Raw genomic sequence first — 14,614 nt, 5'->3', positions numbered from 1 at the left:
GTCATGGGAGCATTAATGTGCGATGTATTAACGAGAGATGGCGGAATCCACCCGCCGCCAAGCCATATACAAGGCGCAGATACTGCAAAACAACCAAATGGCGACCCAAATCCACGCTGGTATCCATGAACGATCAGCCAGCAGCACCGCATCGCCCAGCCCTTCGAGTCCGAGCAATACCGTTGGGCTTGCCAGCGCATTGAGCATGATCATCAAACCAATAATGCGTAAAAATTGCGTGAGGATTTTATTTTTGCTGAGTTTTAACGGCAGTAACAACACTATCGTCAGTACCGCTAAAATGGCTAAGGTGAGCAAATCTCGCCCCCACAGCAGACCACTTAGCACCACTAAACCGCCTAAAAACGCAAAGCTTAGGCGAATGCCCTTAGGCCAAGTCGCCAGCAGATAAATAAGGTATCCCCAACAGGCTGCGCCAAAATAGCCCGCAAATCCAATCACCAGTGGCGAGCCACCTTGGCTAAAGCAAAACCCCGCACCATTGGGAAAGAGTTGAATATGACTCACTATGCCGCCACTGAGCACTGTCGCTATCCCATGGGACAACTCGTGGAAATAGCTCTCTAACCACTTAAAAGGCACACTCAGATAAGGAATGCGCGTCAAAATGAGGGCCAGCATCAGTTCGATGATAAACAAACCGCGGCTCGGAAGGCCGCCAGTTAAACGAGGTGTAAAACGGGATTGAGAAGACACAGGCGCACTATCAGGCATAAATATCCACACCCACCATCTGCTGAATCTCTTCACGTTTGGCGGCATGTTGCGTTTGTAGGTATTGGGCGATAGCCCCTTGATGTCCTCGGGTACTTTGCTCGTATTCGAGTTGGGCACCGAGTCTGGATTGTAGGTTTTGTGACGATCCTTCATCGGTATCATCAAGGGCTAAAGCTGAAACCGCATCGAGCTCAATCACAGGGCGCGGCGCTTCCGTGGGCGACATTCCCTGTATGATCGCGGGGCGATTACTCGCAACCGCTTGTGTCAAACTCGTTTGAAGCGAATTTACCTGCATCGAAATGCCCAGTTAATATCCTAGTAGTCCTAGTTAGTATTATTAGGCTGTTGTGACAAACGCCTAACTAAGATTTGATGTCTACATCGTGAGCCAATGCAGACAGTTTAGATTCTAACGTATCACGGGGAATAATGAACAGTTTATTCACGTCCCGGTAACTTTTTCCATGTCACAGTATCACGAAGATATACAGGTTCGAGTTCATCGACACTGGTGGTTAATCCCGCTTTGATACCCGCTTCGGCCAGCACTAACATGGCTCGGGCATCGGGATACTTCACCGCCGCTAAGGAGGTAATGCCGCTGCCTAGAGCTAATAACTCGGGATAAGCATCAAACCCAGTGCCGCAACCCACAATGGTTTTATTAAGATCGAATGCCAGCTCAACCTGTTCAGGCGCGCTCACCACCTCTTTACCGACTAATGTAGCAATGCCATCGACGGCAACAAATTGACCCCAGTACACTTCTCCCATGCGCGCATCGATACAACAGAGCACTTGCTCGGCAGCGTGCTCAGCAATCGCCATTTGTGCCATGGCCGCTAAGGTGGAAATGCCGATAACGGGTAAGTCTAACCCTAGGGCTAAACCTTGGGTCATGCTGGTACAAATACGGATGCCCGTAAAACTGCCTGGCCCACGGCCGTAAGCAATGGCATCCAGTTTATCTAAGCCGACATTGGCTTGTTTTAATACTGCTTCCACCATAGGCAATAAACGCTGACTATGCTCCCGAGGCGCATCGGCTAACTCAGCAAAAACCTGTCCTTGATAATACAGGGCAGCCGAACAAGCTTCGGTACAAGTGTCGAGGGCGAGAATACAAACAGAGTCTTGGGGTGTTGTCATATAAAAACCGCGCTGTGGGTATAGTTGGACAGACGAATAGCGACTTATCGAAATCCTGCACTATACCAAGTGTAAATTGGCGCAAATGATAACATCAAATAATCGAAAGCAAAGGCTTAAAAACAGCGGTGAATGGCTCGATTGGCTTAGCGCTGGGTTTGTGATCGCCATCACTAACTCAACAACCTCTTCGGCCTTGGTCCAAATACAGGGAAACTTTTGCCCTATTTTAGGTCTGAGCAAACAGTGCTGAAGCTTTTGTCTCACTTAATCAAGTTCACTAAAGCACCAACAAGTACAACCTAAGCATCGTTTTAACTCTCTCCCTTTGACGCGAAACTTCGCGTGATGCTTTTACACTGTTAATAAGGAAATTCAATGAGCAGTACACAAGAAAAATCCCTCAAACCTCTTCGCCGTTTAAGACGCCTACGCCGCACTGAAGCCATGCGTGATCTCGTGCGTGAAACCCAGATTTCCCTAAGCGACTTAGTTCACCCACTTTTTATTGAAGAGCACATCAACCAAGCCGTACCCATTTCAACCTTACCGGGGATCTGCCGTCTGCCCGAAAGTGCGCTTGCCGATGAAATCCAAAGGCTTTATGCCCTAGGGATCCGCTATGTGATGCCCTTTGGTATTTCCCACACCAAAGATGCACAGGGCAGCGACACTTGGGATGACAATGGCTTACTCGCACGGATGATCCGCACCATCAAAACCGCCGCGCCAGAGATAATGGTGATCCCCGATATTTGTTTTTGTGAATATACCGACCATGGACACTGCGGCGTATTGCACCATGGTGAAGTCTGTAACGATCAAACCGTGGCTAACTTAGTCAAACAATCCATTACCGCCGCCAAAGCCGGAGCCGATATGCTGGCGCCATCGGCCATGATGGACGGCCAAATTAAAACTATCCGCCAAGGGCTGGATGAGGCAGGCTTTGAGCACATTGCCATTTTGGCCCATGCTGCCAAGTTCGCCTCTTCCTTCTATGGGCCTTTTAGGGCTGCGGTGGATTGTGAGCTTAGCGGAAACCGTAAAGGCTACCAGCTCGACTACGCCAATGGTCGCCAAGCCTTGCTCGAAGCGTTGCTCGATGAAGAGGAAGGCGCGGATATTTTGATGGTAAAGCCCGGCACGCCCTATTTGGATGTGTTAAGTCGACTAAGACAGGAAACCCACCTTCCCTTAGCGGCTTATCAGGTCGGCGGCGAATATGCCGGCATTAAGTTTGCCGCACTGGCGGGCGCCCTCGATGAGCGCGCCGTCGTCACCGAAACCTTTATCGGGTTAAAGCGGGCTGGCGCCGATTTAATCGTCAGCTATTACGCGAAACAATATGCCGAGTGGTTAGCGCAATCCCGCTAATGCGCTGAGTCTTCAGTCTATCAGCCAAGCCATCAACGAAAACGCCACCCTATCGGTGGCGTTTTTTATCCGTCAATTTGCTCGCACATTAAGCCTATGCTTGTAGCTCGGCAAAGAGGGCTCTGATCTTTTCAACCTTTGGCCGCACCACAATTTGGCAATAGGGCTGCTCGCCATGCAGGGCAAAATAATCATTGTGGTAATCCTCAGCGGGATAAAAAGACTCAAAAGCCACCACTTGGGTGACGATCGGCGCATCAAATACCCTTGCCTCGGTTAATTTTGCAATCATGGCATTGGTCTCTTCAATCTGCGCCGCATCATGGGCAAAGACGACGGAGCGATACTGCGGCCCTTTATCATTACCTTGGCGGTTGAGCGTGGTGGGATCGTGACTCTCAAATAACACCTGCAGCAGCGTTGTAAAGCTGATTTGTGCGGGGTCAAACTCGATGTGCACCACTTCGGCATGCCCAGTTAATCCCGAACACACCGACTTATAATCGGCATCGCTCGCCTCGCCGCCCGAGTAACCAGAGCTGACATTCAGCACGCCCTTCAGGCTCTTAAAAATCGCTTCAACACACCAAAAACAGCCCGCACCAAAGGTGGCAAAGGCCGTTTTATGCGTTGATGTTGTCACCTCATCGGCCGCTTGAAATACCATGGAGACAGAATTAACGCAGTGACGAATATTCTTTGGCGTTAAATATTCCCCTTCAAACACATGGCCTAAATGACCGCCACACTGACTACAGACGATCTCGGTACGGCGACCATCGGCGTCAACATGACGACTCACAGCGCCCGGAATTTCATCATCGAAGGCTGGCCAACCACAGTGGGCATTAAACTTATCTTCTGAGCGATACAATGGTGCATGGCATTTTTTGCACAAATACACGCCTTTGGCGTCATGTTGATAATACTCCCCGCTAAAGGGACGTTCTGTACCCTTTTCTTCTATGACATAGCGTTCAAAATCAGTCAGTTTGTTCATAAAAGTCTCCTTTAGCTCCTAAAGTATTCGCCTGCATAAGACCGTTTGTTCCTCAGGTTTATTACGCCTCGGCTTGAATTGGCTTTTTGGCATAGTAGCCGCTTTAGTCGATAAAATCCTGTTGATTGAGCCAATGCTTAAATAACTGGAGGAAAATTCAGCAATGCTCTACGCCTATCGTTTTCAATGTTTGCACCGCGCACAGTGCAAAGTTACACTTGCTGCGGGTCAATTCTCTACCCAAATCCTTTCTATATTTGGCCGCTTTTGCACTAGGGCTGAGCGCACCATACCGATAATGAGATAAGTGGCAATGACTCCTTACCGTTATCCTTAGAAAGTGTTTGGTTAACAACCATATATAACAAGTAGAAACAATATGAAATTAGAAACCATTGATTATCGTGCAGCCGATAGCGCCAAACACTTTGTGGAATCCCTACGTGAAACGGGCTTTGGTGTACTCTCTAACCACCCTATCGATAAGGAACTGGTCGAAAACATTTACACTGAGTGGCAAGCCTTTTTCAATTCTGACGCTAAGAACGAGTTTATGTTCAATCGTGAAACCCACGATGGCTTTTTCCCCGCGTCGATTTCAGAAACCGCAAAAGGCCACACGGTTAAAGACATCAAAGAGTATTACCACGTGTACCCTTGGGGTCGTATTCCTGATTCACTGCGTGCCAATATTCTAGCTTACTATGAAAAAGCCAATGCGCTGGCCGCTGAACTGTTAGAGTGGATTGAAACCTACTCGCCAGACGAGGTTAAAGCTAAGTTCTCGATTCCGCTGCCAGAAATGATTGCCGACAGCCACAAAACCCTGCTGCGCATTCTGCATTACCCACCGATGACAGGCGATGAAGAAATGGGCGCTATTCGCGCAGCGGCCCACGAAGATATTAACCTTATCACTGTGCTGCCCGCGGCCAACGAGCCAGGGTTGCAAGTCAAAGCCAAAGACGGCTCTTGGTTAGATGTGCCAAGTGATTTTGGCAATATTATCATCAACATTGGTGATATGTTGCAGGAAGCCTCGGGTGGTTACTTCCCATCAACCTCACACCGCGTAATTAACCCAGAAGGCACGGATAAGACTAAGTCGCGTATTTCACTGCCCTTATTCTTACACCCTAAACCTTCGGTCGTGCTGTCTGACCGTTATACCGCCGACAGCTACCTAATGGAAAGATTACGCGAGCTAGGCGTACTTTAAGCAATACATGCTCAAATTCGCATCAAGATTAAGCAATTAAGCGCCTTCGGGCGCTTTTTTTATGACATTCGTCGCCTTCAAGGTAGAATAGCCGTCTTTAGGTCATTTAGAACAAGGCGCTATCATGGCAATTCAATGGTATCCGGGGCACATGCACAAGGCACGCAAAGAGATCGAAGAGGCTATGCCTCAGGTCGATCTAGTAATTGAGGTGCTGGACGCCCGTATTCCCTACAGTAGTGAAAACCCCATGGTGTCAAAGCTTCGCGGCGACAAACCTTGTATTAAGCTACTGAATAAATCCGACTTAGCCGATCCCGACATTACCGCCCAGTGGATTGAATATCTTGAGCGTGAACAAGGGGTAAAAGCCACAGCGATTACCACATTGCAACCGGGTATGTTGAAAATGCTGCCGGATCTTTGTCGTAAGTTAGTACCGAGTCGCGATAAAACTGAAAAAGATATTCGCACTATGATCATGGGGATCCCAAACGTGGGTAAGTCCACCATTATCAACACCTTAGCCGGTCGCGTTATCGCCAAAACCGGTAACGAACCCGCCGTCACCAAAACCCAGCAGCGCATTAACCTGCGCAACGGTATTGTGCTCTCGGACACGCCAGGGATTTTATGGCCTAAGGTTGATAACGAAGCTAGTAGCTATCGCCTTGCCGTCACGGGTGCCATTAAAGATACCGCCATGGAATACGAAGATGTGGCGCTGTTTGCCGCAGGTTATTTCTTAAAGGCCTACCCGAAGGAAATTTGCGAGCGTTATAACATCAGCGAGTTACCTAAGGATGATATGGCGTTACTCGAAGAAATCGGCCGTAAACGTGGCGCCCTCCGTCCCGGTGGTCGCATCGATTTGCATAAAGCCTCGGAAGTCGTATTACACGATTACCGCTCAGGTCGAATTGGCCTGTTATCCCTTGAAACGCCTGCGATGGCTGAAATCGAAAAAGCCGAAGTGGAACGCATTCTGGCTGAAAAAGCCGCCGAGAAAGCCGCTAAGCTAGAAGCAGAAAAACTGAAACGCTCAGGCAAACGTCATAACGTTTAATATTACGTTGAATACTCTTAAATATTGGCAAAGTCCATTGGTAAATGCTTTACCGCCCCGTTAATGGGGCGGATGTTCATTAAAGATAACCAGTGGTCATTTTTATCATTAGCGCGACCAATCGATTTTGCCATATAGGACATTCTTTAAGACATTCAGAATTAAATTTTGATCGTTCTAGCAAGCTCGTGCTTACGAAACGAGGAGTGACATGTCGCCATTTGACTCAGTTGACAAGCGGCTATCATGACAGAAAGTAAGGGCCAGAGCTTGCCTGCCCTTCCTTTTGACAGCCTTTAGTTTGCCATTTCTGCTGCATAATCGTCCGGTAAAAAAAGTGAGGCTGTCCATAATTGAACAGCATCACCTTAGCTGAGCATGCGTTAAGTGTTAGCTTGCTTGGTTTTATTTTTCTCTGCAGCTTGTTTGCGCTGTGCTTCTTTCTTTTGTCGACGGGCTTCAATCACATAATTCACATCACTACCGATATGAGCCTCGTTACGGGATTTAGCTAAATTCACTTGGCGTTCACGTTCAACAAAACGCTTTCGCTGCTCCTCTGAAATCTTATCAATACAATGTGGGCAACTCACACCTTGCACATAAGCTGGGGATAATTTTTCCGCTTCAGTGATTGGCATACGACAAGCATTGCATTGATCGTATTGCCCTTTCTTTAAATCATGGTCGACCGCCACACGATTATCGAAGACAAAACATTCGCCTTCCCACAGGCTTTCTTCCTGTTTGACTTCTTCAAGGTATTTAAGGATGCCACCTTCGAGGTGATACACTTCTTCAAAGCCTTGCTCTTTTAAATAAGCGGTTGATTTTTCACAGCGAATACCACCAGTGCAGAACATCGCCACTTTTTTATGCTTGGCAGGATCGAGATTCTGCTTAACATACTCAGGGAATTCTCTGAAGGTTTCGGTCACGGGGTTAATGGCATTTTTAAAGGTGCCGATTTGCACTTCATAGTCGTTGCGGGTATCCACTAGGATGACTTCAGGATCGGAAATCAGCGCGTTCCAGTCCTGTGGCTTAACGTAAGTGCCCACCACTTTAAGCGGATCGATACCCTCGACGCCCATGGTGACGATTTCTTTTTTGAGCTTCACCTTAGTGCGGTAGAAAGGCATTTCGTCGTCAAAGGATAACTTGTAAACGATGTTTTCAAGGCCATTTTGGTTATTCAGCCAAGCCAGCAGTGCGTCGATAGCCGCTTGAGTGCCGGCCACAGTGCCGTTAATCCCCTCACTTGCCAGCAACAATGTGCCTTTAATCTCAGCCTGTTCCATCATGGACAGGAGTGGCTCACGCAGCGACTCAAAATGCGGTAATGAAACAAACTTATATAAAGCACAAACAACAACGTTAGACATAACACCCTCAACTGCTGGCTGGAACTTAATTTCCAGTGCATTAACCAATAATCACCCAAGCCTAAGCTAGGTCGCAAAAATAGGGCGAAATTCTACCTGAGTCACAGTCGGATAAACACAGACAAAAACCAAGGTCATTGCTTATTTACAGGCAAACGGTGGAATAATCAGTAATAAACGCAGTATTTCTGTTTTAAAGTCACTACTATTGCCAACTTTTAACCCACAGTCGTGACTAAATCGTTTTTATCATTGCATTAAGGAATAAGACTATGCCCTTACCCATACTCTACAGTTTTCGCCGCTGTCCTTATGCTATGCGCGCTAGACTTGGGCTATTGCTCGGCCAATGCCAAGTGGAAGTGAGAGAAATCACCTTTAAAGCGAAACCCGCAGAGATGTTAGCCATCTCCCCCAAGGGCACAGTGCCCGTATTGCAGCTCCCTACTGGAGAGGTGATTGCTGAGAGCTTGGATATTATGCTCTGGGGACTGCATAAGGCTGACTCGCCAGCCGCACAGCAGTTACTCGGACAAACCACCTCAGCGCAAAGCCTGATTAATGAGCTTATTGTGCAAAATGATGTTGAATTTAAACCTTGGCTGGATAAGTACAAATATGCAGACCGGTATCCAGAATACTCGCAGGCGGATTATTTCGCCAAGGCCAGCACTTTTCTGGTACGACTCGAAGCACAGCTTCAGCAACATCCTTATCTTATCAGCCCTGCGTTAAGCCTTGCTGATTTTGCCATTATGCCTTTTATCCGCCAATTTACTGCGGTGGATGCCAAACGGGATTTGAACGGGGATTTCCCACGGCTTATGGCATGGTTAACTGAGCTAACAAGCACTGACATATTTCAACATGCCATGACTAAATATGTGATCTGGCAGACTGGTAATACCCCAAATTACTTGTTAGGAATGTCTATAAGTAAATAAGAATTAACGTTTATTTTTATATACCCCATAGCAATCGGTAAAATGTTCACGTAAAGTAGCTCTCACTTAGGTAAAGTGAGTAAATCCTTTTTAACATTTTATGCTAAATCATCACGATGAATTACAGGGATAAAGTACTTGGATAATACGGATATTATAATCATAGCGATGCTCATCGGTTTAGCCCTACTGCATTGCTTATTCGCAGCTCGAGTATTTAAGAGCCAAGTTAATCTCAGCACTAACAAAAAATGTTTATGGTGCCTGCTAAGCTTATTTTTAGGCCCCATAGGCTACTATGCCTATCATGGTTTAATCCCTTTAGATAAACTGCAAAATGACTAGAACGGGTTGATGTTTAAGCTTTAGATGTTGCGCAAGCTCGCGAAACGAGGAATGACGCGTAGTTATGATACTCAAATGACGAGCGGCTCTTTACGCCACAACCATCATACTTTCGAGGCATCAAGTATAAAGTGCACATATCTATGCACTTGAACAATAAACCGAAAAGCGCGGACATTACCTAATGCCGATCAGTTAAGACAGATCGCTTGACGATCTCGCTGAAAAGATCAAAATCCGATGACCTCATGTCATCGGATTTTTTATGCAACTCTCGGAAGCACTCGCCCGTACCCATATTACCCGCCTAACCGAATTCACCTGCTTAGCTGATGTGTTAGAACCTGAGTTAATTCAATCTTGCCTAGACTCCCAGGGCGTTGCGACGTTAAGACGGCGTAAATTGCCGATGGACGCGATGATTTGGGCCGTTATCGGAATGGCTTTGTTCCGAGGGGAGTCTGTTCGGTCACTCATCAACAAACTCGACATTGTTTTGCCGCAAGAGATTGATTATGTTGCACGCAGCGCCGTGACTCAGGCGCGTAAACGATTGGGCAGTGAGGTTATTAGAGAAGTATTTAGCCGCAGCGGCAATACCTGGCACGCGAGAGCTGAACATCCTCATTGGTGCGGTCTTAACTTGTATGGTGTTGACGGTGTCGTGTGGCGGACACCCGATAGTGTTCAAAATCAAGCCGCCTTTGGACGAACCGCCAACGCTTTAGGCGAAGCGGCTTATCCGCAAATTCGCATGGTTTGCTTGATGGAGTTAAGCAGCCATTTATTGGTCAACAGCGCCTTTGATTCGGTTGCCGAAAATGAAATGAACTTAGCGTCCCAGCTCATTCCTAGCATTCCCAATCACAGCCTAACCCTATTTGACCGAGGATTTTACTCGCTCGGCCTGCTGCACGCTTGGCAGCAAGCGCAACCTGATAGCCACTGGTTGTTGCCATTGAAGAAAGGCACTCAATATGAAGTAGTGCGAACGCTGGGGAAACATGACCAGTGGGTGAAACTCACCACGACACCTCAAGCCAGAAAGAAATGGCCGCAGCTCCCAGATACCCTTGAAGCGCGTTTATTGACTAAGACAGTGAAAGGTAAGTCAGTCGCCATTTTGACCTCGTTGACAGACCCGATGCGTTACCCCAGCGAAGACATCGTCGACTTATATGCCCATCGATGGGAAATCGAACTGGGCTATAGAGAGATGAAACAACATCTACTGGAGAGCCGTTTTACGCTCCGCAGTCAACTACCGGAGCTGGTGACTCAAGAGTTATGGGGCGTGCTACTGGCCTACAATCTCATTAGATATAAGATGTTGCTGATGGCTAAAAGCTTGCCATCGGTCCATCCCAATCAACTGAGTTTTCGGGATGCGGCGAGTTATATCATCTTCAAGTTGACACAACTGTCATCACAAACACCGGGGAATGTCCCGAGAGACGTATTGGATATAGAACGAAATGCACGGCAATTTAAGCTGGATGGTAAACGGGAAAGGGCATATCCACGAGTCCTTAAAATGAGCAAAAACAAGTTTCCGGTTAGACCAAAGAAAAATGCCGTTCACTCTTAAGTGAACGGCATTACGGACATTACCGCACTTTTCGTTAAAATAGTATCCTATAAATGACTATGAAGTAGCACATCATCCTCAGGCGCTTTTTTGATAACAGGTGCTTGGCCTTCAGCTAGTGCTTGCTTGTAACTTTGGTTCATTTTCAGCGCAAGATATAAATCTGGCCGAATTAAAATGCCGCCTTCGCCTGACGGGATCCCCGCCTGTTCAAACCAGCCAAGCATCTGCCTTTTACGCCCCGCCAAGACTAAACGTATCCCACGCTTCTTCAATAATTGATGGAGATCTGCAAGCATGGCCATCACACTTAAATCCAAGTGGGTAAAACACGGCACGGCATCAATAATGATGCAATCGACGGGTTCAGGCTCACGGATAAACTTCTCCAGTAACCGACGTTTAAAGTAAGTGGCATTGAAGTAGGTTAAGGGTGAATTAAAGCGGTAGATAAACACCCCTGGCACAGACTTAGCCTTGCCCGAATCATCTACACTGCGGATAACCCCTTTATGATCAAGCCCTAACACTTGATCCGTTGGCCGCATCACAGTCGCTAAAAACTGGAATAAACCGAGTAACACCGCAAAGGTAATCCCAGGGATAACACCAATAAACAGTACTGAAAACAATGTGGTGCAAGCAAGCAAGAAGGCTGAGCGGTCTCTGACGCGCAGATTCCATAGCGCCTTTAAATCAATCAACGAAATAGAGGCAATCACTAAGACCACACCAAGAGCTGAACTGGGGATATATTTCAGTGGTGCAGTAAAAAACAGCGCAACGATCGCAATCAATAACGCCGCGATGATTGATACGAGCTGACTTTTACCGCCGTTAGCATCATTGACAGCTGTACGCGAATCAGCACCGCTGACCGCAAAACCTTGTGATAAAGCTGAAGCAATATTGGCAATACCGAGGGCGCGAAACTCCTTGTCCGCATCGATATCATAGCCATTTTTAGCCGCAAAACTGCGTGCAGTAAGCATCATACTCACAAAGCTCACCATGGCTAAGTTAAGCGCAGGCACAACTAGTTCACGGGCAATACCAATATTAAAAACCGGTGCTTGAAACGAAGGCAAGCCTGCACTCACCTCGCCCACCACATTGATATCGAAGCTGGTTAAGTTAAAGGCCCACACCAAAAATGCAGCCATTGCCATTGCACACATTGAAGCAGGCCATTGTGGGCGATAACGTTTTATTAAGGCATAGGTGGCTAAGGTCACCAGTCCCATCAATAAGGTGGGCCAGTGTGTTTTGGTAAGATAGGAAGGCGCACCGGATAAGCGCTCAATCAAATAACGCTCATCGAAGGTGAAACCAAAAATCTTTGAGAATTGACCGACGATAATAGTGATCGCCACACCATTTAGTAACCCCATTAAAATCGGTTTTGAGAGAAAGTCCGCCAAGACGCCAAGGCGAAAACGGCTGGCGATTAAACACCAAAAACCGGTCATGGCCGTCATGGTCATCACGAGTTGCCAGTGCTTCATGCTGTCGCCAGCAGCAAGTGGCGTCACAACTGCGGCAATCACGGCACAAGTCGCGGCATCGGGACCAACGATTAATTGTCTAGAAGTACCAAACAATGCATACACTAACATTGGCAGCACACAGGAGTATAAACCGACAGCGGCATTAACCCCTGTAAGTTGTGCATAGGCAATGGCTACAGGTAAAGCGACCGCCGCCACGGATAATCCGGCTCGAACATCATCCCTGAGCCATTGCTTCTCGTACTGCAGCATCTGCGCCAAACCAGGCATAAATGATACTAAACTGGGAAACTTCACGCGCTAACCTCCATATACTCCCAAGTCAATTGCTAACTTGTTATGGTTAGATAACTCACCTTATATCGGTGCAATACCCATGGAACCAACTTCTTCAGTTTGTTTAGGTATATAAAACCGTTATACCAATTCCATTAACTAACTGGTCAAAATTGTCCATGGTCTAGTACACAATTCTATCACTCTTGCTTTCTTCTCAATGAAGGTATTCCATGCGATAGAGCACTGTTCGACAATATCGTCATAACCACTAAAACAACGATTGGCCAACACATTTTGACGCAGCCATTGCCATACCTGCTCTATTGGATTCAACTCCGGTGAATAAGGTGGCAACTTGAGAAGCGTCAGATTATCAAAGTCATCGGCCAAATCCTGTTGATGCCAGCCTGCGCCGTCCATGATGACCAGCGCATGGCGCCCAAATGCGGTGGCGGCTGAAATCAGTTTTAAATGCTCGTTCATATATTCGCTATTGGCATGCGGGGCAATAATCGCTTGTGTCGCCCCCGTTGCCGGACACACGGCGCCATATAGATACGCTGATTCAAATTGTTGCTGCTTGACGGCCCGTGGACGGGTCCCTTTCTCAGCCCAAATACGGGTGGTGGTATTCTGTTGGCCAAAGCGGGCTTCATCTTGAAACCAAACGTCAATGCGATCGAGTGCAACGTGCCCAGGTGTGTTAAGGATCGTTGCCATCCGGAAGTTTTTTAAAAGCCTCTTGTATAGCCTCAGATTGTTTCGGGTGGCGAGAGCGAGTGGTAATCCATGAGAAGCCAAGTTGATGCAGCAAGCGGTAGATATTTGCTTGCTTGAACGTCACACCAAATTCAGACTGAATAAATAGGCCGACATCCTTGGCCATCAACCTGCCACCTTGTTCAGATAGACTTCTGTGCTGTACGAACGCTTTAAGCTTAGCTTGTTGTGCGATGGACAGTGTCGCAGGACGGCCCGGATTGGGCGCATCGTCAAGGCCAGTCAGCCCATGGGTTAAATAGGCGGTGACCCAGCGATTGACACTGGTTCTACTGACCTTAAGCATGCTTGCGATGGCGGTACGAGAATGACCTTCAGTGAAATGGAGTAAGGCAAGATAGCGCATACGTTTGCGTGCACTTTTCTCCGATTTTACTAAGGCTGCGATGTGGGGATTATTCATATTTTGTATGATTAAAAACTGATGACCAATTAGATCACATAATTAATATAATTGGTATTATCTAAAAAAGTCATCAATACTATGTTGGTTATGGCATAAAGCCAATCATTAAGCGAGTCAGTATCCCAGAATATTTAAGCTTTTAGCCTAATTAGCTCTGCTTACCGCAGGATCATCGGCAATGAAACTAACAATAAACTGCCCATAAACCAGTTAAAATGGCGTCGACGTTTATCCGTATTCAGTTTTTTACTGATTGCTGCACCAACAAACACCCAAGTGAAGGACGCGGGAAATCCCACCAGATTAAACACTAACACGCCTAGTAATGCACTGAGCCAAAAACCATCGCCCCCTAAGGTAAACGCACTACAAAGGGTAATGGTCGACATCCAAGATTTAGGATTAATCCACTGAAACAGCGCCGCCTCGATCACACTCATCGGCTGACGCCCGTCATCCAAATGTGCCGCCTTAACAGGAGAGGTGGCTAATCGATAGGCAAGGTGCAACAAATACAATAACGCTGCGTACTTTAGCACTTGATGCAACACGGGAAACGCCTCGAATAAAGCGCCAAGACCCAGTAACACCGACAGATGCAAAGAGGTCGAACCTAAGCGGATCCCTGCAATATGTGGAATGGTACGCATCACCCCGAAATGAGCGCCGGAGCTGGCGAGTAAAATATTATTAGGCCCCGGAGTCATGGTCATGGTTGCACAAAAGAGTGCTGCTGAGGCCATTAATGTCCAGAGTTGTGGATCATTTAAAAGTTGAATATCCATAAACACCTAAATTGTATGCATACAACACTTGACAATAAAAGA

13 protein-coding genes are annotated in these 14,614 nt (G+C 47.1%); 5 read left to right on the top strand and 8 right to left on the bottom strand.

The features are described 5' to 3' along the window. Positions 1-27 precede the first annotated feature (27 nt). The 3 genes from CEQ32_RS03885 to tsaB all read right to left on the bottom strand — a co-directional run bounded on the left by CEQ32_RS03885 (position 28) and on the right by tsaB (position 1,890). Positions 28-735 carry a M50 family metallopeptidase gene (locus CEQ32_RS03885; protein ID WP_088585534.1) on the bottom strand — a complete coding sequence of 236 codons (708 nt, stop codon included), beginning with the start codon at positions 733-735 and terminating at the stop codon, positions 28-30. Beyond that, positions 728-1,036, bottom strand: a complete 309-nt coding sequence (locus CEQ32_RS03880; RefSeq protein WP_037419187.1) for a hypothetical protein — start codon at positions 1,034-1,036, stop codon at positions 728-730. The genes CEQ32_RS03885 and CEQ32_RS03880 overlap by 8 nt, the downstream gene beginning before the upstream one ends. Positions 1,037-1,179: 143 nt before the next feature. After that, positions 1,180-1,890, bottom strand: coding sequence for a tRNA (adenosine(37)-N6)-threonylcarbamoyltransferase complex dimerization subunit type 1 TsaB (gene tsaB, locus CEQ32_RS03875; RefSeq protein WP_088585533.1), 711 nt, complete (start codon positions 1,888-1,890; stop codon positions 1,180-1,182). A gap of 378 nt (positions 1,891-2,268) precedes the next feature. On the opposite strand from tsaB, the gene hemB reads away from it, so the two are divergent. Beyond that, positions 2,269-3,267 (top strand): porphobilinogen synthase, encoded by a 999-nt coding sequence (gene hemB / locus CEQ32_RS03870; protein WP_088585532.1) that lies wholly within the window; start codon positions 2,269-2,271, stop codon positions 3,265-3,267. Positions 3,268-3,361: 94 nt separating this feature from the next. On the opposite strand, the gene CEQ32_RS03865 is transcribed toward hemB, so the two are convergent. Then, positions 3,362-4,267 carry a bifunctional methionine sulfoxide reductase B/A protein gene (locus CEQ32_RS03865; protein WP_088585531.1) on the bottom strand — a complete coding sequence of 302 codons (906 nt, stop codon included), beginning with the start codon at positions 4,265-4,267 and terminating at the stop codon, positions 3,362-3,364. A gap of 379 nt (positions 4,268-4,646) precedes the next feature. On the opposite strand from CEQ32_RS03865, the gene CEQ32_RS03860 reads away from it, so the two are divergent. Together CEQ32_RS03860 and ylqF are read left to right on the top strand one after the other, a co-directional pair. Further along, entirely contained in the window at positions 4,647-5,486 is an 840-nt protein-coding gene (locus CEQ32_RS03860) for an isopenicillin N synthase family dioxygenase (RefSeq protein ID WP_055647900.1), read from the top strand. 124 nt (positions 5,487-5,610) lie between these two features. After that, positions 5,611-6,552 (top strand): ribosome biogenesis GTPase YlqF, encoded by a 942-nt coding sequence (gene ylqF, locus CEQ32_RS03855; protein ID WP_037419203.1) that lies wholly within the window; start codon positions 5,611-5,613, stop codon positions 6,550-6,552. A 383-nt stretch (positions 6,553-6,935) separates the two neighbouring features. Here the strand turns inward: ylqF and CEQ32_RS03850 are convergent, their stop codons facing one another. Further along, positions 6,936-7,937 (bottom strand): rhodanese-related sulfurtransferase, encoded by a 1,002-nt coding sequence (locus tag CEQ32_RS03850; protein ID WP_055647914.1) that lies wholly within the window; start codon positions 7,935-7,937, stop codon positions 6,936-6,938. 272 nt (positions 7,938-8,209) lie between these two features. Between CEQ32_RS03850 and CEQ32_RS03845 the strand changes: the two genes are divergently transcribed. Together CEQ32_RS03845 and CEQ32_RS03835 are read left to right on the top strand one after the other, a co-directional pair. Beyond that, a complete protein-coding gene (locus CEQ32_RS03845) occupies positions 8,210-8,881 on the top strand; it encodes a glutathione S-transferase (RefSeq protein WP_055647899.1) in 672 nt (223 codons plus the stop codon). Positions 8,882-9,491: 610 nt separating this feature from the next. Beyond that, complete coding sequence (locus tag CEQ32_RS03835; RefSeq protein ID WP_088585530.1) at positions 9,492-10,814, top strand: IS4-like element ISSba6 family transposase; 1,323 nt, start codon at positions 9,492-9,494, stop codon at positions 10,812-10,814. A 47-nt stretch (positions 10,815-10,861) separates the two neighbouring features. On the opposite strand, the gene CEQ32_RS03830 is transcribed toward CEQ32_RS03835, so the two are convergent. From CEQ32_RS03830 to CEQ32_RS03820, 3 genes are all read right to left on the bottom strand, one after another. Next, a complete protein-coding gene (locus tag CEQ32_RS03830; protein WP_055646610.1) occupies positions 10,862-12,619 on the bottom strand; it encodes a SulP family inorganic anion transporter in 1,758 nt (585 codons plus the stop codon). 138 nt (positions 12,620-12,757) lie between these two features. Then, positions 12,758-13,784 (bottom strand): IS630-like element ISSpu8 family transposase gene (locus CEQ32_RS03825; protein ID WP_088585529.1). Its coding sequence is split into 2 segments (ribosomal slippage): positions 12,758-13,333 and positions 13,335-13,784, totalling 1,026 coding nucleotides; the frame shifts between segments, so codons are not numbered across the junction. A gap of 161 nt (positions 13,785-13,945) precedes the next feature. Then, the gene (locus tag CEQ32_RS03820) at positions 13,946-14,572 is read right to left on the bottom strand and encodes a LysE family translocator (protein ID WP_055646611.1); all 627 of its coding nucleotides are present in this window, start codon (positions 14,570-14,572) and stop codon (positions 13,946-13,948) included. Positions 14,573-14,614 lie beyond the last annotated feature (42 nt).

The sequence above is a fragment of the Shewanella sp. FDAARGOS_354 genome, from assembly GCF_002209245.2.
In the GTDB taxonomy this organism is placed as follows: Bacteria; Pseudomonadota; Gammaproteobacteria; order Enterobacterales; family Shewanellaceae; genus Shewanella; species Shewanella xiamenensis.
Note: the sequence above shows the minus strand (reverse complement) of the source record. Positions and strands in the feature narration are given on the sequence as shown.